Genomic DNA, 20632 nt, shown 5'->3' on the forward strand with positions numbered 1-20632 from the left:
TTTGGATGGGCCTATTTGACGAGGATCAGCGAGAGCGACGGGTAGAGCGAGAGCAGCACGAGGAGGACGCAGGCGATGACGAAGAAGGGCAGCGTCACCATGAACATCTTGCCGGGCTTCGCGCCGGTGACGGCGGCCGCGACGAAGAAGCAGAGCCCGACCGGCGGCGACAGCAGGCCGAGCACGAGGTTGATCACCACCACGACGCCGAAATGCCGGGGATCGATGTGATAGACGTCGGTCGCGACCGGCAGCAGGATCGGCACCGTCATGATCAGGCCGGGAATGCCGTCGATCACCGTGCCGATCACCAGCAGGATGACGTTGCAGATCAGCATGAAGCTGACGGGGTCCTTGGCGGCGGTCTGGATCCAGGCGGCGGTTTCCTGCGGCACCTTGCCGAAGATCAGGACCCAGGAGAACACCGCCGCGGCCGCCACCAGGAACAGCACGATCGCCGAATAGATTGCGCTGCGCAGCATCATTTGCGGCAGCTGGGAGAACTCGAACTCCTTGGTCCAGAATTTTCCGACCAGTGCTGCTGCGACGGCCCCGACGGCAGCGGATTCGGTCGCGTTGGCGAGACCGCCGAGAATGGTGCCGACGATGACGATCGGGATCAGCAGCGTCGGAGACGTCCGCAGGATCGTCATGATGCGCTGACGCGGCGTCTGATAGTCCGCGCGGGGATAGTTGTAGACGTATCCCATCAGCGCGATGACGAGACAGAACATCACCGTGAGGATGACGCCCGGCACGATCCCGGCGATCAGCATGTCGCTGACCGAGACCTGCGCCAGCACGCTGTAGACCACGAACATCACCGACGGCGGGATGATCGGACCGAGCATACCGCCATAGGCGGTCAGCCCCGCCGCGAAGGTCTTGTCGTAGCCTTTCTTTTCCATCTCCGGCACCATGATCTGGGCCATGATCGCGACCTGCGCGGTCGCAGAGCCCAGGATCGAGGAGATGAACATGTTGGCGAGGATGTTGACGTAGGCGAGCCCACCCTTGAATGAGCCGACGAACGCCATCGCCATGTCGACGATACGCCGCGTGATGCCGCCGCCGTTCATGATCTCGCCGATCAGGATGAAGAGCGGAATGGCGATCAGGCCGTAGCTGTCGACGCCGCCGAACAGCTGGAGCGGGTAGGACTGGAACAGCACCGGGTTGCCGGATGCGGCGATGTAGACGAGACCGGCGAGGCACAGGCAGAGGCCGATCGGCACGCCGACCAGCATGAACGCCAAGAAGGCCGCTGACGTGATCATCAGTTGACCCCGTCCAGCTCGGAGAGCTGAAAGCCCTTCGGTGTGACGCGCGGGACCAGCCCGAGATCTTCCAGCAAATTGGCGAGGCCGTGAATGGTCATCGACACCGCGAAGATCGGCAGCGTCAGATAGAGTATCCAGGTCGGCCAGTTCAGCGTCTGGGTGTGCTCGGTGTAGAGGAAGTTGAAGGTCTCGGCCGCGAGCTTGCGGCCGTCGAAGCCGGCGCGTGCGAGACCAATCGGATCCATCCAGAGCAGGCAGGTGACGATCAGCGCGGCGCCGAACACGACGACGAGGCCGGTCGAGATCACCTTGGCGAGCTTCTGGTGCTGCGGCGAAAGACGCTCCGTCAACATGGTCACCGCAAAATCGAGCCGCAGCCGCGTCATCGCGGAGGCGCCGATGAAGGTCAGCCAGACCACGCAATAGACCGCGGATTCGTCGATCCAGTAGATCGGGAAATGCGAGTAGCGGGTGACGACGTTCACCAGGATCAATCCGGTGAGCAGGTACATCAGGCCCATCAGCGCGAGGCGCTCGACCGCGAGCAGGGCGCTGGACGCGCGCACGATGACGCGTCGAACGCTGAATGCGCGTGTGGCCGGCATCGTCTGCTCGATCATGGAGGCCCCAACCCCGAGATTTGTCGTGCTATCGCTAAATGTATAATTTATACATTTAGCGGAGATTGCGGTCATTTCGGCGGCAGTCCGCGCTCTTGCTGGGCACCGGCTTTTGCTGGGCCCTTCAACATGCAAGAGAGGGACCGCTTCGGCCGGATGAGTCGCGAAGGAAGACAGAAGGTCAGATGAAACAGCCTCTGAAGCATCGCACGCTGTCGGCTGCGATCGTCGACCAGCTCAGGCAGGCGATCCTCGACGGCACATATCCGGCGGGATCGCAGCTGCGGCAGGATGCGCTTGGAGATGCCTATGGCGTCAGCCGTATCCCCGTTCGCGAGGCGCTATTCCAGCTCGAAGCCGAGGGGCTGGTGCGCATCGTGCCGCAAAAGGGCGCCATCGTCTCCGAGCTGTCGCTGGATGAGATCAACGACGTGTTCGATCTGCGCCGCATCCTGGAGCCGCGCCTCCTGGCGCAGTCCGCGCCGCGTTTCACCGCCGATGATTTCGACGGGCTCGCCGACATCCACAGGAGATTTGAGAAGGCGATCAAGGCGAGGAACGTCAGTGAATGGGGCCAGCTCAACGCCGACTTCCACATGGCGCTCTACGTTCACGCCCCGCAGCCGCGCACGCGCGCGATCGTGCTGTCACTGCTCCAGACCAGCGACCGCTACACCCGCTTGCAGCTCTCCAACACCAAGGCGATGGGGATCGCGGAAAAGGAGCACGCCGAGTTGATCGCGCTGTGCCGTGCGCAGAAGGTCGAGGAGGCTTGCCGTTTCCTGGAGCGGCACATCGAAGCGGTGCGCAAGGATCTGTTGCAGGTGGTGGCGACCGCGCCGCGGTCACGGCGGAAGAGCGAGTAGGGTGGGTTAGCCGAAGGCGTAACCGACCACTGTTTGTCACCGCGGAAACAGACGAGGTGGGTTACGCCTCGCGGACCGTGCTTCGCGCATCCGCAAGGCTAACCCACCCTACAAGTGCTTCTACCGGCTCCCGTCCGGCCCCATCACCAGATCAGGCAGCCAGGTCGATATCTCCGGCACGAAGCAGAGCAGCAGCACCGCGGCCATCATCAGGAGCACGAAGGGCAGCGTGCCCCAGATCACCTCGCTCAGGGAAACGTCGGGCGCGACGTTGCGGATGACGAAGATGTTCAATCCGACCGGTGGATGGATCAGCCCCATCTCCATCACGATGGTCATGACCACGCCGAACCAGATGATGTCGAAATTGGCGGCGCGGAGCGGCGGCAGGATGATCGGCGCCGTCATCAGGATGATCGAGACCGGCGGCAGGAAGAAGCCGAGCACCACGACCATGACGAGGATCGCGAACAGCAGCTCCCAGCGCGGCAGGTGCATCGCGACGATGGATTCGGCGACCGATTGCGAGATGTGCAGATAGCTCATCACGTAGGAATAGAGCAGCGACATGCCGATGATCATCATCAGCATGGTCGATTCCCGGATCGTCGACCGCATGATCGGAGCGAGATCGCTCGGCCGCCATACGCTGTAGATCGCCGCGATCAGCGCCAGCGCCAGGAGGCCGCCGAGGCCGGCGGTTTCCGACGGCGTGGCGTAGCCGCCATAGAGCGCGATCATGACGCCGGTGAGCAGCAGCACGAAGGGAATGACGCGCGGCAGCACGCTGAAGCGTTCGGCGAGCGTATACTCGTCGCGCGTGAGGATCGCGGCCTGCGGTCCGCCGTTCTTGTAGATCGCTTCGGCCGCCTTGTATTCCCGGCGGAAGCGGATCACGGCATAGGCGCCGAACAGGGTAACCAGCAAGAGGCCAGGCCCAATGCCGGCGAGGAATAGCCGCCCCAGTGACTTTTCGGCGGCGACCGCGAACAGGATCATGGTGATCGAGGGCGGCAGCAGGATGCCAAGCGTGCCGCCGGCAGCGATGATGCCGGCAGCAAAGCCGCCGGAATAGCCGCGCTTGCGCATCTCTGGGATGCCGGCCGAGCCAATCGCCGAGCAGGTCGCGGGCGAAGAGCCCGCCATCGCCGCAAACAGCGCGCAGGCGAACACGTTGGCGACGCCGAGCCCGCCGGGCACGCGATGCAGCCAGGCATGCAGCGCCGAATAGAGATCCTGGCCGGCGCGCGACTTGCCGATCGCGGCACCCTTGAGAATGAAGAGCGGGATCGACAAGAGCGTGATCGAGGCCATTTCCTCGTAGACGTTCTGCGTCACCGTATCGAGCGAGGCTGAGGGCATGTAGATGCCCATGAACACGACTGCGACCGCGCCGAGCGCGAACGCAATCGGCATGCCCGAAAACATCACGAGCAGCGTCGCGATGCCGTAGGCGAGACCGATACCGAAAACGCTCATGGCCGCTTGGCTCCTGCGAAAGGCAGCGCAAGCTGCACGATGATCTGGACGCAGAGCAGGCTCATGCCGAGCGCCATCAGCGAATAGGGGATGGCGAGTGGCGGCGACCACATCGAGTTCGAGACCTGACCGTCGACATAGGCTTCATGGGCCAGCGTCCAGGACTTCCAGGTGAAGAAGGCGCAGAACAGGAACGTTGCGGCGTCGACCAGCCAAAGGCGGACCTTGTTCGCGAGCGGCGAGAGCAGGCCGACGAAGGCCTCGATGCCGATGTGGCCGCGGCTCTGCTGCACATAGCCCGCCGTCATGAAGGTCGCGCCGACCAGCAGGAACACGGCGGCCTCGTCCTGCCAGTAATTGGCGGCCTTGAACAGAGCGCGACTGAGCACGCTGTAGCTCAGGATCATACAGGCCGCGACCAACGCGATCGCGGCGAACACGACGATGATGCTGTTGAGGACGGCGAGACCGCGATCGATCGCCGCCGCAAGGCCTGTCCTTGCGGCAGCGTTCGGCAGGTCCTCACGATCCGGAAGCGGACCGTGGCTCATGCCGCGACGTCGGTGGCGAGCTTGAGCAGGTTCGCAGCGGTCGCGGTCTTGGCGCTGTAGTCCTTCCAGGCGGTGTCACGGGCGATGTCGCGCCATTTGCCGACAGTCGCGGCGTCGAGCACCGAGACCTTGGCGCCGGCCTTCTCATAGACCTTGGCGACCTCGATGTCGTCGTCCTGCGCGCCCTTGCGGCCGAAGGCCTCGAGCTCGGTGCCGACCGCGAGCAGGATGTCCTGATGGTTCTTCGGCAGCTTGTCGAAGATCGACTTCGACATCATCAGCGGCTCGAGCATGAACCAGTAGGAGGTGCCTGCGCCAGAAGTCAGGGACTTCGCCACCTCTTCGAGACGGAACGAGATCAGGCTGGTCGAGGAGGTGATGCCTGCATCGCAGGCGCCGGTCTGCATCGCCGCGTAGATTTCGTTCGAAGGCACCGACAGCACCGAAGCGCCGGCGGTCTGGAGCACCATGTCCATCTCGCGCGAGCCGCCGCGCACCTTCATGCCCTTGGCGTCTTCCGGCGCGACGATCGGCTTGGAGCGGCTGGCGACGCCGCCGGCCTGCCAGACCCAGGTGAGCAGGATGATGCCCTTGTCGGCGAGGAAGTCGGTCAGCGCCTTGCCGACCGGCTCCTTCTTCCAGCGCAGGCCCTGGTCATAGGTGGTCACGAGGCCCGGCATCAGGCCGATATTGGTTTCCGGCAGCTCGCCGCCGGCATAGGGCATCGGATAGAGGCTGATGTCGAGCGCGCCCTTGCGCATCGCGGAGAACTGCGCGTTGGTCTTGATCAGCGAGGAGTTCGGATAGATTTCAGCGGCGATGTCGCCATTGCTGCGCTTGGCGACTTCGGCGGCGAACATGCGGCAGAGCCGGTCGCGGAAATCGCCCTTGTCGATGGTGCCACCCGGGAACTGGTGCGAGATCTTCAGCGTGGTGGCGGCCTGCGCCGTACCGGTGCCGAAACGAAGAATGGCGGGTGCGGCGACGGCGGTCGCGATCAGATGACGGCGCGTAAGCATGGTGTGATCCCCTTGGACGTTCTTGTTTGGGTGATTTGGGTCGGGTCTTTGAGACCGCGCTTTAGGCCCATCCTAGCCGGTCTTTCACCCCGTGTTCTCTCATCTGATAGTTCGAGACCGAATGCCGCGGCAAGTGCCGGTCGTGCTGCGCTGCACACTTCCGATCCGCGCGGGACGACGCCAAACAAAGGATGGTCGCGGCGAAATTTATCGGCGAGCGCGTAACAACGCCGCGTGGCAATCCGTCGAGACAGGATAGCGGCATCCGTCGCTGACCAACACCATCTCGAAGGGAAGACTGCTCATGACCATTCGCACCCGCATCGTGCTCGGCGTTTCGGCTGCCGCTCTGTCGCTTGGCCTCGCGCTGTCGCCGGCCGCCTTTGCTCAGGACAAGATGGGCAAGGACGACGGCATGATGAAGAAGGACACGATGTCCAAAGACGGCATGAAGAAGGATACCATGTCCAAGGACAGCGGCATGAAGAAGGATCACATGTCGAAAGACGGAATGAAGAAAGACGACGGGATGATGAAGAAGAATTGATCCCCGTCCTCGTCGCGCAACGCTCGCCTGAGGCGAGCCCGCGCGATCTCGAATTCCGGGTGCGGCCCCACGGACCGCCCCGGAGTGGCGCTTCAGTTCAATTTCAATTGAACGTTACTTTTGAGCGTTACTTGCGCTTGGCCTTGCGGGCCGCGTAACGGGCGTCGCGCTTGGCCTTCTGCTCGGCTTCCAGAGTTGCCTGCCTTTCGGCGGCTTCCTGGGCCTCGCGTGCAATCCGCGCGGCCTCGGCAGCCTTGGCTTCTTCCTCGATCCGCTTCTGCTCGGTCTTTTCGGCTTCGCGCGCAGCCTTGGCCTCGGCGCGCTTGGCCGCGAGGGCCTCGCGCTCGGCGCGGCGTGCCGCAACGGCCGGATCATCGGGACCCGGCTGCGACTTGAACTTGTTCAAAAGATTTTTGCGGGCGTCCTGTGCCGCCTTTTGCCGGTCTGCGAAGCCGGGTTCCCTGAATCCACTCATTACGAGCCTTGTCTTCCTCGCTTTCAATCCTACATCGGTGCCTGTTGGTACGTCGGCTGGGCATAGCAGGCGCCACGCGACGCAGAAGCGTGTACATCGGCGCGCGTCGCGAAGCCACCCATAATCGCAGCCGACCAGGTCAACGAAAAATCGCCAGCCCCGACGATCTCGTAGCCCGGAAAAACTGCCGAATTGTGATGTCCCTCATAGGGGAGCATGCGGAGCGGCGCCTAGCGTCCGCCCCCAACGAGACGGAGCACGGGCATGACGATCTTCCGACTGAGCCTGAAGGCGGTCGCAGCCGCCTTCGTGGTGGCGGCGCTGGCCGGCGCCGCGTTGCTGCTAGCCCGTCCGCAGCCGATCGAGAGCGCCGTTCTCGGTGCGGATTGGGAATGCACCCAAACAGCGTTCGTGCTCACAACCTGTGCACCGCGGGTCCAGGAGGCAATTCCGGCCGTCGAGACCTCGCGCAAGGATGCGATCCGGCAGACCCGGGGCTGAGCGCGCGAGGCTGACCAGGATGTGACGGGCTGCCGCAGAGGTGATAAAGCCAGTCCGGTTGCGCAATCAGGTAGCCATGCCCAAGCCTGAACCGGGCCAGAAGCCCAAATCCCCTAGAAGACCTCCACCCCCTGACAGCCGCCGCGGCGCGATTGCCGGCTTGATCATCGCGCTTCTGATCCTCGGCGTCGGCTGGTGGCTTGCCCGCGATCTCACTTCGGCCAGCAAGATGCAGGACTGTCTGATGTCGGGGCGGACCAATTGCAATGTGATCGAGCCGGCGCGCTAGGAGCGTCCGGCGCGACCCTCTGCAGCCTTTTGGGGCCGAAAAATTGCTCTGATCTTAATCATTTGTAACGGGACTTGGCCGATCAAGCAGGTCAGTTATGTCGGCCGGCATCAGCCCAGCGTGAGGCGAATCGTCTATCGCGCCAGGGACCACGGCAATCGAGAGTAGGGGGTCAAGCACGCATGAGTGCGTCCAGCCGCATGAAGATCATCATTCCCTTGGTTTCGGCCATGTCGTTGCTCGCGCTGTCGGCGCAGGCGCAGGAGGCCAGACCGCCGAAGGAGGCAGGCCAACTGCCGGCACGGCCGGCCGCAGGCGCGCCGCCCCAGACCAATCAGAACATGCGCAAGGGTCCTTCGCCGCAGCAGGCGACCCGGCCCGCACCGCAGCCCCATGCCGGTCCCGGCCCGCGCACCGCCGGCGGTTCGCCATCGGCACGTTATGCGCGCGATCCCGCTCCGGCGCGCGACTGGGGCGGACACGCCTATCGCGGCAATCTCGCCTGGGAGGGCGGGCGCTGGCGTCACGATGTCCGCAACGGTCGCTCCGGCTGGTGGTGGGACGTTGGCGGCGTCTGGTATTATTATCCGCAGCGGATGGCGGGCCCGCCGGCCTACATTTCGGAGGACTACATCGACGATGTGCCGGTGGCTATGCCCCACCTCCGGTCGCGTATGCGCCGCCACCCCCGCCTCCGCCGCCGGCCGATCCCGGCGCGAGCGCACTGGGCGGCGCCATCGTCGGCGGCGTGCTGGGTGGTCTGCTCTCGGGCAACGCAACGGGTGCTGCCGCAGGCGCGGTTCTCGGCGGGGCGACCGGCGCAATTGCCGGTGCTACGGCGGCATCTCAGCCCGGCTATTACTGGGCGCAGGACACTTGCTATTACCGCTATCCGAACGGCCAGTACGTGCAGGCCGATCCCCGCGCGTGCTATTGAGCTTTCCAAACTGGATCTGAAGCAGCAGAGGCGGGCCGAGGCCCGCCTCTTTTTTGCGCGCCGGCGATGGCTTCAAATTAGCGCTGGCGCTCGTTGCCGCCTCGCGCAAGTCTCAAAAGAAAAATGTCGGGATGATTCGCGGGGATGTGGGACATGCTGGATGCCATCCAGATCAGCGTGGCGTTGTGGGCCATTATCGTTTGCGGCGGGATCAAACTCTCGCGGATGCTGCCCCATTTGTTCTAGCGCACGACCCCTGTCGGTCGCTCGCGGCAGGCTCGTCGCCTTGCGCGTCAGGACACCAGCCAGTTGAAGAACGCCATCGCGGCCCAGACCAGGCCGCCGATCCAGGCCAGCATCACGATGGTGATCGTCCCGAGATAGGCGATGCCGAGCAGGTCGGACCTTTGTCGTTGCGTCGGGACGACCACTTCGGCTGCTGCTTTGTGTGTCATGACCTGAACACCACCGTGGAGCGTTGGAGCGCTGTTTAGCGGAGATACCGGGTGCAGGCTGTGACGCAGTTCACAGACCGTCAAACGAGCCTTGGATGCCGAGGAAAGTACCCCGCAATCATACGGGCGAAATTGCCATGCGCTTGTCCAGATCGGCCGGTTATAGGGTCAGCCTCATGTGCAGCAAGTACGATCCACAGCACGAGGCCGAGGCCGCGATGAGGCGGGCCGCAGCGTCCGAAGGCGCTGATCGGCAACGCCTGATCCAGCTGGCCCTGGCCTGGCACCAGCTCGCCCGCGATCGGCGTGAGGAGCGGACGGACTAGCCGCATTGCGGCCGGCAGCGTCTTTCGCGACAAGAAAAACCCCGTGCTCGGGGGACAAGCACGGGGTCCTTCAAAGCCGACCGGGGCTGGTAGGTCGGCACCACCTTATTTCGCCACATCCAACGTGCCGGTGGTGGTCTCGTTCCACCACGCGCAGAAATTTTCACAGGATTCGGGCCGCTTCATCCTGAACAGGATCGACCGCAGGATGCTGCGCCGGGAGCGGCGCAGACTGCTGCTGTCAAACGCCGCGATCGATGCCTACCGGCTGCGGCCTGTGCTCGTGACGCTCGATGCATGATTGATACGCGGCCGGACGGCGTGTCTGGTCGCTTCCACGCGCCCAGGCCCGAACGGCGAAGGCCAGTTGATGGTGACCGACCGCGGCGTTCGTAAGAGAGGCTTGCACCACTTCAAGGCGCTTTGCGATGCCGCCCGGGCTCACATCCACGGCAGCGTCAATCGCCAAAAACGCCATGGCGGTGGCGGCAACCCCGGATGTGATGGCCATTCTTGTCCAATCGGATGGCGGCATCACAATATCCTTCGACAGCTCTTTTGCATGCCGGATAGGTAGGACTCTCCGGGCCGCCGGACAGGTCTGCGCACGACTTCTTGAAGTGCGACCAGATCGGAATGAATCGGCGAGGCTCGAAGCGGCTCCATGAACTAAGAAAAAGCCCCCGAAGGGGCTTATTGTCTTATGCCGCTTCCGTCTTCGGCACGGCGTCGGCATTCACCGACAGTTTGACGAGGTCGCCCTCGACCGCGCCGACATATTTCATGTCGATATAGTGATGATGGTCCTTGTGACCCTCGGGGCTGTCCTTCCGGGTCAGCTTGATGCGGTTACCCTCGACGCGGTCGACGGTGCCGACATGGGCGCCGTCCTTGCCGATGATTTTCATGTGCTCTCTGATATCAGCCATGATGACCTCCTTGCAGGGTCTTTAACTGCGAACAGCGGCCTTCGTTGCAGACCGCGCGGGCAGATGCTGGACCCAACGCAGGGCCCGGACGTTGACGTTGCAGATGGCACCTGTCCAAGATCCGCATGGAGACGCTTGCAGCCTATCTGGAACGAAAGCATCAGGAACTCAGGCTGTTGAATGATTGTCTGAGGAACCGGCTCGATTTGGCACGTCCGCGATCCGTCGACGAGGTCGTCAGGTCCAAATTCCAGATCACTGCGGCGCTGAGGGCGGAGCATGAGCTGCATGAGTGGAAGGCGACGGAGACGGCCTGGTCGCATACGGCCGAGCCTGCCAGCGGGCCGTTCGAGTTCAGTTACGACTACCAGCGCGCCGATCTCAGGGTACGCGGTCCTTCGTTCTATGAGCTCGAGTGCGGCTGCACGAGCACGGCGATCTACACCGCTTCAGGCATGGCCGCGCTCTCCGCCGTGCTCCTTGCCTCGGCGCACACTGTCGACAGTGCTGACATCCTGGTGCTTCCGGGCTCCTACGGCGAGACGCTGGAGCTGATCCGGAGCTTTGTCCCTCATCTGCAACTCGTGAGCTTGAACCTTCCGCTAGGCGATGGGTTTGCCAAGGCGAATTCTCCGCGCATGCTTCTGCTGGATTCCTGCTCCTTTGCCGGCGCTTTCGAGGCCGCGCTGCGTAGTGATGGCTCGGGGCTCGATCTCCTGGTTTTCGACACGACCTGTTTCGCCGGCAGATCGGGTCGCATCAGGCGTGTCCTGCGGTGGGCCCGGCGATACGGAATTCCGCTGGTGCTGGTGCGAAGCCACAACAAACTCGATTCGCTCGGAGCGGAATATGGCCGGCTCGGCTCTGCGGTTTTCGTGCATGGCGATGAGAACGAGCAGCGGGCGGGGCGACTCGACTGCAAAGGGCTCGCCGCCGAAACGCGTAACGCGGTGCGGCTGCTCGGCGGCGCGGCGCTGCCGGCACATTTCCCGCCCTTTGCCGGCAGTGCGACCTATTGGGCTCTGACGAAAAGGCGCGTTGCGGCGATCTTGCGCAACGGACGAAGCACGGCCCGATATTTTGCCGCAAAGCTCCCGGCGCTCTCGGCCGAGCTCCATTTCACCCACGGCCTCTACGTGACGCTTCGGGGCAGGCGCCCGCTCGACGAGGCGCGCGCGCGACAGGCCGCCGAAGACATGAGCAACGAACTGCACGGAGAGGGCTTTCCCATCCGTCACGCCGGCAGCTTCGGTTTCGACTTCGCCGCGACCGAGTGGTTTCACGATGCGACCACGGACCAGTACAGCGTCCGCGTGGCGATTCCCGACCTTCCGACGGAGCTGTGGACCAATCTGGCTGCGGCCATCGCCCAGTGGTGGGTGACGCATCAGGCTGATGTTGGAAGATGAACGCGACTGGCGATCCCGGCAGGACTCGAACCTGCAACCCGCGGAGTAGAAATCCGCTACTCTATCCAGTTGAGCTACGGGACCGTTTTCAGCCGCCCCGGTCGGGGCTGGCTGTTCATCTACCATGCCCAATATGAAAAATCTGGCGTTTCGCCAAGTCTGAACCGAACCGTTTTCCTCAGAGCCGCGACAAAGCGGAACGGTGGGGTGTCAGGGTGCCGGGTTGAGCGGCAGTGTACTGGACGATGGATCACATCGCCGGGAGCGCTGGCTAGCTTCCGGGACACGGCCACCGGTCGACCGGCCTGGTATTGCTGCGCCATCAGGACGGCGTGCGCGGCGGTACCTTGATCGGTCTCCTCTGGGCCTGCCTTGTCATGGCGAATGCGACGATTTGCACCTTTGGTTCCATCGCCTTGAGTCCGTCACCTTTCCGCGCACTTCATTTGCCGCCGCGGCGTTCGTCCGCGATTTCCGGGAGTCCATCATGATCGGTTTGATCCGCGCCGTCACACTCTGCGCCACGCTGGCGCTCGGCCTTAGCGCAGCACTGGCCGCCGACAAGGCGTTCAAGCGCGATGATCTCGCCGATTCCGCAATCAAGCTGGAGGCCCAGATCAAGAGCGAGGCGGGGCCGGTCGCCAAGACCAGTGCGACGCTGCGTACCGACGCCGACGCCGCGTTCCGGCGCAACGACTATCGCACCGGCCTCTCGGTGCTCGGGCAGATCGCGGCGACCACGCCGGAGGATGCCGGCAACTGGCTGCGGCTCGCCAAGGTCATCTTCCAGATCTCGCCGAAGACGTCGAGCGAGCAGACGTTCCTCTGGGAGCGCGCCTCGACTGCCGCCTATATCGCTTACCAGCGCGCTGGCAATCCGGGCGAGGAGGCCGACGCGCTCGCCGTGCTCGGCAAGTCAATGGCCGAACGCAAGCTGTGGCGGCCGGCGCTGGATGCGATGCGGCTGTCGCTTGACATGCGCGAGGTCGCCGAAGTCCGCGGCCAGTATGAGAAGCTGCGCGACGAGCATGGTTTCCGGCTGCTCGACTATACGGTGGACTCGGATTCGGCGAGCCCGCGCGCTTGCTTCCAGTTCTCGGAGGAATTGGCCAAGCGCACCGACTTCGCGCCGTTCCTGGCGCTGGCTGGCACCGACAAGCCGGCGCTGTCGGCCGAGGGCAAGCAGCTCTGCGTCGACGGGCTGAAGCACGGCGAGCGCTACAACATCAATCTGCGCGCCGGCCTGCCATCGGCCGTGAAGGAGGGCCTGCCGAAATCGGCCGAGTTCAACGTCTATGTGCGCGACCGAAAACCCTTCGTGCGCTTCACCAGCCGCGCCTATGTGCTGCCCAGGACCGGCCAGCGCGGCATTCCCGTGGTCAGCGTCAACACGCCCGCGGTCAGCATCAACGTGTTCCGGATCGGCGACCGCAATCTGATCAACACGGTCGTTGACAGCGACTTCCAGAAGACGCTGTCGAAATATCAGCTCTCCGATCTGGGCGACGAGCGCGGCGTCAAGGTCTGGTCCGGCGAGCTTGCGACCGCGATGACACTGAACCAGGACGTCACCACGGCTTTCCCGGTCGACCAGGCGCTCGGCGAGCTCCAGCCCGGTGTGTACGTCATGACCGCTGCGGCCAAGGGGCCGGGCTCCGACGACGAGTACCAGCTCGCCACGCAATGGTTCATCGTCTCCGATCTCGGCGTGTCGGCCTATTCCGGCAATGACGGCATCCACGTCTTCGTCAACTCGCTGGCCTCAACCGATCCGGTCGGCAAGGCCGAGGTGCGCCTGGTTGCCCGCAACAACGAGATCTTGGCCACCCGCAAGACCGACGACAGCGGCCATGTGCTGTTCGAGGCGGGGCTCGCGCGCGGCGAGGGCGGGCTGTCGCCGGCGCTGCTCACCGTCACCGGCGAGAAGGCCGATTATGCCTTCCTCAGCCTGAAGACGAGCGCCTTCGACCTGTCCGACCGCGGCGTCTCGGGGCGCGCAGTCCCGGCCGGCGCAGATGCCTTCGTCTATGCCGAGCGCGGCGTCTATCGCTCCAGCGAGACTGTCTATCTGACGGCGCTGCTGCGCGACGGGCAGGGCAATGCCGTCACCGGCGGGCCGCTGACGCTGGTGATCGAGCGGCCCGACGGCGTCGAATTCCGCCGCGCCGTGCTGTCCGACCAGGGCGCCGGCGGCCGCACGCTCGCCGTGCCGCTCAACTCGGCCGTCCCGACCGGGACCTGGCGGGTGCGCGCCTTCACCGACCCGAAGGGCACATCGGTCGGCGAGACCACCTTCATGGTCGAGGACTACGTCCCCGATCGGATCGAATTCGACTTGTCTGCCAAGGACAAGCTGATCAAAGCTAATGCTCCAGTGGAGCTGAAGGCGGACGGTCATTTCCTCTATGGTGCGCCGGCCTCGGGCCTCCAGCTCGAAGGCGACATGCTGGTGGCGCCGGCGAGCCAGCGCCCGGGCTTTGCCGGTCACCAGTTCGGCGTCGACGACGAGGAGACCACCTCGAACGAGCGCACGCCGCTGGAGAACCTGCCCGAAGCTGACGCCAACGGCGTTGCGACCTTCCCGGTGACGCTGGACAAGCAGCCGGCCTCGACGCGGCCGCAAGAGGCACAGATCTTCGTCCGCATGGTCGAGACCGGCGGCCGTGCCGTCGAACGCAAGCTCGTGCTGCCGATCGCGCCAGCGACCGCCATGATCGGCGTCAAGCCGCTGTTCGGCGACAAGAACGTCGCCGAGGGCGACAAGGCCGAGTTCGACGTCGTGTTCGTCTCGCCCGAGGGCAAGACGCTGCCGCGCGACGGCCTGCGCTACGAGCTCCTGAAGATGGAGTCGCGCTATCAATGGTATCGCCAGAACAATTACTGGGAGTACGAGCCGGTCAAGTCGACGTCGCGCGTTGCCGACGGCGATGTCGTGATCGCCGCCGACAAGCCGTCGCGGATTTCGCTGAACCCCCAGCCCGGCCGCTATCGGCTGGATGTGAAATCGAACGACGCCGACGGCCCGGTGACCTCCGTGCAGTTCGACGTCGGCTGGTATTCCGACGGTAGCGCCGACACGCCGGACCTGTTGGAGACCTCGATCGACAAGCCACATTACGCCTCCGGCGACACCATGACGGTGTCCGTCAACGTGCGCAGCGCCGGCAAGCTGACCATCAACGTGCTCGGCGACCGCCTGCTGACGACGCAGACCATCGACGTCAAGGAAGGCACCGCGCAGGTGAAGCTTCCAATCGGCAAGGACTGGGGCACCGGCGCCTATGTGGTGGCGACGCTGCGCCGTCCGCTCGATGCGGCCGCCCAGCGCATGCCGGGCCGGGCGATCGGCCTGAAATGGTTCGGCATCGACAAGCAGACCCGCACGCTCCAGGTGCAGCTGACGCCGCCGGCGCTGATCCGGCCGAACTCGACCCTGAAGATCCCGGTCAAGCTCGACGGACTCAATCCGGGCGAGGACGCCAAGATCGTCATCGCCGCGGTCGATGTCGGCATCCTCAACCTCACCAATTACAAGCCGCCGGCGCCGGATGATTACTATCTCGGCCAGCGCCGCCTCAGCGCCGAGATCCGCGATCTCTACGGCCAGCTGATCGACGGCATGTCGGGCACGCGCGGCCAGATCAAGTCCGGCGGCGATGCCGGTGCGGGCGAACTCCAGGGCTCGCCGCCTACGCAGAAGCCGCTCGCGCTCTACTCGGGCATCGTCACGGTCGCAGCTGACGGCACCGCCGAAGTGAGCTTCGACATTCCGGAGTTCGCCGGCACCGCGCGCGTGATGGCGGTGGCGTGGACCGCGACCAAGCTCGGCCGCGCCAATACGGATGTCGTGATCCGCGATCCCGTGGTGCTGACGACGACCCTGCCGCGCTTCCTGCTCAACGGCGACCGCGGCACGGTCAATCTCGAGATCGACAATGTCGAGGGCCAGGCCGGCGACTACGTCATCAACGTGAAGACCGGCGGCCCCCTGAAGATGACGGGTAATCCCGCCACCACGGTCAAGCTCGCCGCCAAGCAGCGCAACGCGTTCTCGCTCGCCATCGACGCGACCGCGGCGGGGCAGGCGACGCTTGACGTCGACATCAAGGGACCGAACGGCCTTACGCTCGCGCGCCACTATGCGCTCGACGTCAAGGCGGCGACGCAGGTCCTGGCACGGCGTTCGATCCGGACGCTTGCGAAGGGTGAGAGCCTGACGCTGACCTCGGACATGTTCTCCGACCTCGTGCCGGGCACCGGCAGCATCTCGGTTTCGGCGAGCCTGTCGACCGCGCTCGATGCTGCGACGATCCTGAAAGCGCTCGACCGCTATCCCTATGGCTGCTCGGAGCAGATCACGAGCCGCGCGATGCCGCTGCTCTACGTCAACGATCTCGCCGCTGGCGCACATCTCGCCATGGACACCGAGGTTGACCAGCGCATCCGCGACGCGATCGAGCGGCTCTTGGCGCGGCAGGGCTCCAACGGCTCGTTCGGCCTGTGGTCGGCGGGCGGCGATGATGTCTGGCTCGACGCCTATGTGACGGACTTCCTGACCCGCGCCCGCGAAAAGGGCTTTGCGGTGCCGGACGTGCTGTTCAAGAACGCGCTCGACCGCATCCGCAACTCCGTCGTCAATGCCAACGAGCCGGAGAAGGACGGCGGCCGCGAGCTCGCCTACGGCCTCTACGTGCTCGCACGCAATGGCGCGGCTCCCATCGGCGATCTCCGCTATCTCGCCGATACCAAGCTGAGCAACCTCGCAACGCCGATTGCGAAGTCGCAGCTTGCGGCGGCGCTGGCACTGGTCGGCGACCGCAACCGTGCGGAACGCGTCTATAGCGCGGCCCTCGACAGTCTCGCACCAAAACCGGTGCTGGAGTTCGGCCGCACCGACTATGGCTCGCAGCTCCGTGATGCCGCGGCGCTGGTGTCGCTCGCGAGTGAAGGCAACGCGCCGAAGGCAACGCTGACGCAGGCGGTATCGCGGGTCGAGACCGCGCGCGGGCTGACGCCCTACACCTCCACGCAGGAGAATGCGTGGCTGGTGCTGGCGGCCCGGGCGCTGGCCAAGGAGAACTTGTCCATGGAGGTGGACGGCCAGCCGGTCAAGACCGCGCTCTATCGCAGCTACAAGGCCGCGACGCTGGAGGGCAAGCCGCTGACGATCACCAACACCGGCGATGCGCCGGTGCAGGCGGTGGTCTCGGTGTCGGGCTCGCCGGTCACGCCGGAGCCGGCGGCGTCGAACGGCTTCAAGATCGAGCGCAATTACTTCACGCTCGACGGCAAGCCCGCCGACATCAGCAAGGTCAAGCAGAACCAGCGGTTTGCGGTGGTGCTGAAGATCACCGAGGCGAAGCCCGAATACGGCCACATCATGGTGTCGGACTATCTGCCGGCGGGCCTCGAGATCGACAATCCGAAGCTGGTCTCGTCCGGCGACAGCGGCACGCTGGACTGGATCGAGGACGGCGAGGAGCCTGAAGACACCGAATTCCGTGACGACCGGTTCACCGCGGCGGTCGACCGGGCCTCGGATTCCAAATCGGTCTTCACCGTCGCCTATGTCGTGCGTGCGGTCTCGCCCGGCAAATACGTGCTGCCGCAGGCCTATGTCGAGGACATGTATAATCCCTCGCGCTACGGCCGCACCGGGACGGGAACCGTCGAGGTGCGGGCGGCGAAGTGAGTGTTTGGAATGATTGACGCTCCGAACGGGCCACAATCTCCGTCGTCATGCCCGGGCTTGTCCCGGGCATCCACGGACGTTGGCCCCGCGAGCAAGAACGTGGATGGCCGGGCCTCCGCCTCGCCGAAGCGGCTTCGGCCGCGCAGGCGGGACAAGCCCGGCCATGACGGAGCAGGGGGCAGGGGCTTTCGCGTCCTCTCCGCCCTCGCGCTGATGTTCATCCTCACCGTCGTCGGGTTCGTCGGCTGGGTCTACTCCCTCGGTCCTTTGCCGCTCGACGAGGCGCGGCAGGTCTCCACCACCATTGTCGATCGCAATGGCAAGCTGCTGCGCGCCTATGCCATGGCGGACGGGCGGTGGCGGCTGCCGGTCGATGCCAGGACGAACGTCGATCCGACCTATCTAAAACTGCTGCTCGCCTATGAGGACCAGCGCTTCTACGCCCATGATGGCATCGACCCGCTGGCGCTGGGCCGGGCCGCATTGCAGCTTGCAACGCGCGGCCACATCGTGTCGGGTGGCTCGACCATCAGCATGCAGCTTGCGCGGCTGATGGAGCCGCGGCGACAGCGTTCGCTCTATGCCAAGCTGCGGCAGATGGTGCGGGCCATCGAGATCGAGCGAAGCTTGAGCAAGGAGCAGATCCTCGATCTCTATCTCGCGCTCGCGCCTTACGGCGGCAATCTCGAAGGCATCCGGGCCGCTTCGATTGCCTATCTGGGCAAGGAGCCGAAGCGGCTGTCGCTGGCTGAGGCCGCGCTGCTGGTGGCTCTGCCGCAATCGCCGGAGACGCGCCGGCTTGATCGCCATCCCGAGGCAGCCCGCATCGCGCGCGACCGCGTGCTCGACCGCATGGTCTCGGAGCATCAGGTCAGCGCGGAGGACGCGAAGCAGGCCAAGGCCGTTCCCATTCCGAAGCTGCGCAAGCCGATGCCGATCCTGGCGCCGCATGCCTCCGACACCGCGCTTTCGATCGTGAAGGACACGCCGGTCATCAAGCTGACGCTGGATGCGAACTTGCAGAAGGTGCTGGAGCCGCTGGCACGTGATCGCGCCATCGCGCTCGGGCCGAACATCTCGGTCGGCATCATCGTGGTCGACAATGAGAGCGGCGACGTGCTCGCCCGCGTCGGCTCGGCCGATTATTTCGACGAGAGCCGGGCAGGGCAGGTCGACATGACCCGCGCCATTCGCTCGCCGGGCTCGACGCTGAAGCCTTTCATCTACGGGCTCGCCTTCGAGGATGGCTTCGTCCATCCGGAGAGCCTGATCGACGACCGGCCGGTCCGCTTCGGCTCCTACGCGCCGGAAAATTTCGACATGACGTTTCAGGGCACGGTACCGGTGCGGAAGGCGCTGCAATTGTCTCTGAACGTGCCTGCCATCGTGCTGCTCGATCGCGTCGGCTCCAGCCGGTTGGCCTCGCGGTTGCGGCAGGCTGGCGGCAATCTCGTGTTGCCCAAGGACGAGGCGCCGGGGCTCGCCATGGGTCTCGGCGGCGTCGGCGTCACGCTCCAGGACCTCGTCCAGCTCTATACAGGTTTCGCCCGGCTCGGCACCACCAAGCCGCTGCGCGAGGTCATGGCTGACAGGGATGACCGCGAGCCGTTGCGGCTGCTGGATCAGGTTGCGGCCTGGCAGGTCGGCAACGTGCTCTTGGGCACGCCGCCCCCGGAGAACGCCGCCCATAACCGGATCGCCTTCAAGACCGGCACCTCCTACGGTTATCGCGATGCCTGGTCGGTGGGCTTCGACGGCCGCATGACGATCGGCGTCTGGGTCGGCCGGCCCGACGGTGCGCCGGTTCCCGGGCTGATCGGGCGCGTCGCTGCCGCGCCGATCCTGTTCGACGCCTTCGCCCGGACCGGCAAGACACTGACACCGTTGCCGAAGGCGCCGAGGGGAACCCTGGTGGCCAGCAACAGCAAGCTGCCGCTGCCGCTGAAGCGGTTCCGTCCCGTCGGGGAACTGGTGCGCACCGGGGGCGAGCAGGCGCTGCACATTCAGTTTCCGCTCAACGGCTCGCGGATCGACGTCGATCGATCGGGTGGTCGGGAGAGCGCAGCCATGCCGGTCAAAGTCGCCGGCGGCGTTCTGCCCATGACCGTCATGGTTAACGGAACCGCGCTCGGCGAGATCGACGGCCGCCGCCAGCGGCTGATCGATCCGCCCGGCCCGGGCTTTGCGCGGCTCACCGTGATCGACGCCACGGGCGCGGCGGACACAGTTGTCATTCGAATTCAATGAGCCCGGCTTAAGCGGTTGTGGCGATGGCGGTTTCAGCGTAAGCGGAACCAATGGCCGAGACCTACCCAACTCCCCGTTTTGGAGCCCCCCGCGAGCCGAAATCGCCCGTCAATCCAGGCAGCGGGCTCGTGCGCATGCTCGATATCGTCACGGCCAGCCACGCTCGTGCGGTCGGCTTCCTGGTGCTGTGTGCGCTGCTGCTATTCCTGCCGGGCTTCTTCACCATCCCGCCGATCGACCGCGACGAAGCGCGCTTTGCCCAGGCCACCAAGCAGATGGTCGAGAGTGGCGACTTTGTCGACATCCGCTTTCAGGAGGACGTCCGCTACAAGAAGCCGGTCGGCATCTACTGGCTGCAATCGGCCGCGGTCGAAACCGCTGCGGCGCTCAAGTTGCCGAAGGCCGAATTGCGCATCTGGGTCTACCGGCTGCCGTCGCTGTTAGCAGCGATCGGCGCCGTGCTCATGACCTATTGGGCCGCGCTCGGTTTCGTCACGCGGCGCGCCGCGGTGCTGGCGGCGCTGATGATGTGCGCATCGGTGCTGCTGGGTGTCGAGGCGCGTCTCGCCAAGACCGATGCGATGCTGCTGCTCTGTGTGGTCGCCGCGATGGGCGCGATGGCGCGGGCCTATCTGTCCTGGCAGCGCGCGGAAGATGAGACCCATCCGCCCTGGAGCTGGCCGGCGATCTTCTGGAGCGCGCTCGCCGTCGGTATCCTGATCAAGGGTCCGCTGATCCTGATGTTCGCGGGCCTGACCATCGTCGCGCTCGCGATCCAGGATCGCGATGCCTCCTGGCTGTGGCGGCTGCGTCCGGTCTGGGGCCTGATGTGGATGCTGGTGCTGGTGCTGCCCTGGTTCGTCGCGATCTTCTGGCGCGCGGGCGATGCCTTCTTCGCCGATTCCGTCGGCGGCGACATGCTGAGCAAGATAGGCGCTCAGGAATCCCACGGCGCGCCGCCTGGACTTTATCTCGCGCTGTTCTGGATCACCTTCTGGCCCGGCGCGCCG

Annotated in this window: 17 protein-coding genes, 1 tRNA gene and 1 pseudogene; 10 read left to right on the forward strand and 9 right to left on the reverse strand. The window is 65.0% G+C overall.

The annotated features are described in order from the left end of the window. Positions 1-11: 11 nt before the first annotated feature. Together CWO91_RS19585 and CWO91_RS19590 are read right to left on the reverse strand one after the other, a co-directional pair. Positions 12-1277 (reverse strand): TRAP transporter large permease, encoded by a 1266-nt coding sequence (locus tag CWO91_RS19585; RefSeq protein ID WP_130215421.1) that lies wholly within the window; start codon positions 1275-1277, stop codon positions 12-14. After that, on the reverse strand, positions 1277-1885 hold the full coding sequence (locus tag CWO91_RS19590; protein ID WP_130215458.1) for a TRAP transporter small permease: 609 nt from the start codon (positions 1883-1885) through the stop codon (positions 1277-1279). The genes CWO91_RS19585 and CWO91_RS19590 overlap by 1 nt, the downstream gene beginning before the upstream one ends. Before the next feature lie 200 nt (positions 1886-2085). On the opposite strand from CWO91_RS19590, the gene CWO91_RS19595 reads away from it, so the two are divergent. After that, positions 2086-2766, forward strand: a complete 681-nt coding sequence (locus tag CWO91_RS19595; RefSeq protein ID WP_130215423.1) for a GntR family transcriptional regulator — start codon at positions 2086-2088, stop codon at positions 2764-2766. A 120-nt stretch (positions 2767-2886) separates the two neighbouring features. Here CWO91_RS19595 and CWO91_RS19600 read toward each other — a convergent pair whose 3' ends face one another. Genes CWO91_RS19600 through dctP form a run of 3 tightly spaced genes read right to left on the reverse strand, consistent with a single transcriptional unit; the run spans position 2887 to position 5815 of the window. After that, complete coding sequence (locus CWO91_RS19600) at positions 2887-4245, reverse strand: TRAP transporter large permease (RefSeq protein WP_130215425.1); 1359 nt, start codon at positions 4243-4245, stop codon at positions 2887-2889. Continuing rightward, positions 4242-4796, reverse strand: coding sequence for a TRAP transporter small permease (locus CWO91_RS19605; protein WP_130215427.1), 555 nt, complete (start codon positions 4794-4796; stop codon positions 4242-4244). The genes CWO91_RS19600 and CWO91_RS19605 overlap by 4 nt, the downstream gene beginning before the upstream one ends. Then, positions 4793-5815: a TRAP transporter substrate-binding protein gene (gene dctP, locus CWO91_RS19610; RefSeq protein ID WP_130215429.1), complete on the reverse strand. Its 1023-nt coding sequence runs from the start codon at positions 5813-5815 to the stop codon at positions 4793-4795. Before dctP ends, CWO91_RS19605 begins: the two co-directional genes overlap by 4 nt. A gap of 304 nt (positions 5816-6119) precedes the next feature. Here dctP and CWO91_RS19615 point away from each other — a divergent pair, with 304 nt between their 5' ends. Next, positions 6120-6362, forward strand: a complete 243-nt coding sequence (locus tag CWO91_RS19615; RefSeq protein ID WP_130215431.1) for a pentapeptide MXKDX repeat protein — start codon at positions 6120-6122, stop codon at positions 6360-6362. Positions 6363-6489: 127 nt separating this feature from the next. Here CWO91_RS19615 and CWO91_RS19620 read toward each other — a convergent pair whose 3' ends face one another. After that, positions 6490-6837 (reverse strand): DUF6481 family protein, encoded by a 348-nt coding sequence (locus CWO91_RS19620; RefSeq protein WP_130215434.1) that lies wholly within the window; start codon positions 6835-6837, stop codon positions 6490-6492. A 264-nt stretch (positions 6838-7101) separates the two neighbouring features. On the opposite strand from CWO91_RS19620, the gene CWO91_RS19625 reads away from it, so the two are divergent. The 3 genes and pseudogenes from CWO91_RS19625 to CWO91_RS19635 all read left to right on the forward strand — a co-directional run bounded on the left by CWO91_RS19625 (position 7102) and on the right by CWO91_RS19635 (position 8564). Continuing rightward, the gene (locus CWO91_RS19625) at positions 7102-7338 is read left to right on the forward strand and encodes a hypothetical protein (protein ID WP_130215436.1); all 237 of its coding nucleotides are present in this window, start codon (positions 7102-7104) and stop codon (positions 7336-7338) included. Between the two features lie 76 nt (positions 7339-7414). Then, entirely contained in the window at positions 7415-7627 is a 213-nt protein-coding gene (locus tag CWO91_RS19630) for a hypothetical protein (protein WP_128933965.1), read from the forward strand. A 182-nt stretch (positions 7628-7809) separates the two neighbouring features. After that, positions 7810-8564 (forward strand): annotated as a pseudogene (locus CWO91_RS19635) (hypothetical protein). Between the two features lie 293 nt (positions 8565-8857). Here the strand turns inward: CWO91_RS19635 and CWO91_RS43075 are convergent. After that, positions 8858-9019 (reverse strand): hypothetical protein, encoded by a 162-nt coding sequence (locus CWO91_RS43075; protein WP_164935011.1) that lies wholly within the window; start codon positions 9017-9019, stop codon positions 8858-8860. A 450-nt stretch (positions 9020-9469) separates the two neighbouring features. Between CWO91_RS43075 and CWO91_RS43080 the strand changes: the two genes are divergently transcribed. After that, entirely contained in the window at positions 9470-9646 is a 177-nt protein-coding gene (locus tag CWO91_RS43080) for a hypothetical protein (RefSeq protein ID WP_165405553.1), read from the forward strand. Positions 9647-10046: 400 nt separating this feature from the next. Here CWO91_RS43080 and CWO91_RS19650 read toward each other — a convergent pair whose 3' ends face one another. After that, positions 10047-10274, reverse strand: coding sequence for a DUF2171 domain-containing protein (locus CWO91_RS19650; RefSeq protein WP_130215440.1), 228 nt, complete (start codon positions 10272-10274; stop codon positions 10047-10049). 125 nt (positions 10275-10399) lie between these two features. On the opposite strand from CWO91_RS19650, the gene CWO91_RS19655 reads away from it, so the two are divergent. Continuing rightward, entirely contained in the window at positions 10400-11683 is a 1284-nt protein-coding gene (locus CWO91_RS19655; protein WP_130215442.1) for a hypothetical protein, read from the forward strand. 7 nt (positions 11684-11690) lie between these two features. Here the strand turns inward: CWO91_RS19655 and CWO91_RS19660 are convergent. After that, positions 11691-11767, reverse strand: a tRNA-Arg gene (locus tag CWO91_RS19660). Positions 11768-12170: 403 nt separating this feature from the next. Here CWO91_RS19660 and CWO91_RS19665 point away from each other — a divergent pair. The 3 genes from CWO91_RS19665 to CWO91_RS19675 all read left to right on the forward strand — a co-directional run. Further along, positions 12171-17375: an alpha-2-macroglobulin family protein gene (locus CWO91_RS19665; protein ID WP_130215444.1), complete on the forward strand. Its 5205-nt coding sequence runs from the start codon at positions 12171-12173 to the stop codon at positions 17373-17375. 9 nt (positions 17376-17384) lie between these two features. Beyond that, positions 17385-19622: a penicillin-binding protein 1C gene (gene pbpC / locus CWO91_RS19670; RefSeq protein WP_165405560.1), complete on the forward strand. Its 2238-nt coding sequence runs from the start codon at positions 17385-17387 to the stop codon at positions 19620-19622. A 50-nt stretch (positions 19623-19672) separates the two neighbouring features. Next, on the forward strand, positions 19673-20632 hold a 960-nt coding region (locus CWO91_RS19675), incomplete at its 3' end, for an ArnT family glycosyltransferase (protein ID WP_130215448.1).

The sequence above is a fragment of the Bradyrhizobium genosp. SA-3 genome (assembly GCF_004212635.1).
Lineage (GTDB): Bacteria > Pseudomonadota > Alphaproteobacteria > Rhizobiales > Xanthobacteraceae > Bradyrhizobium.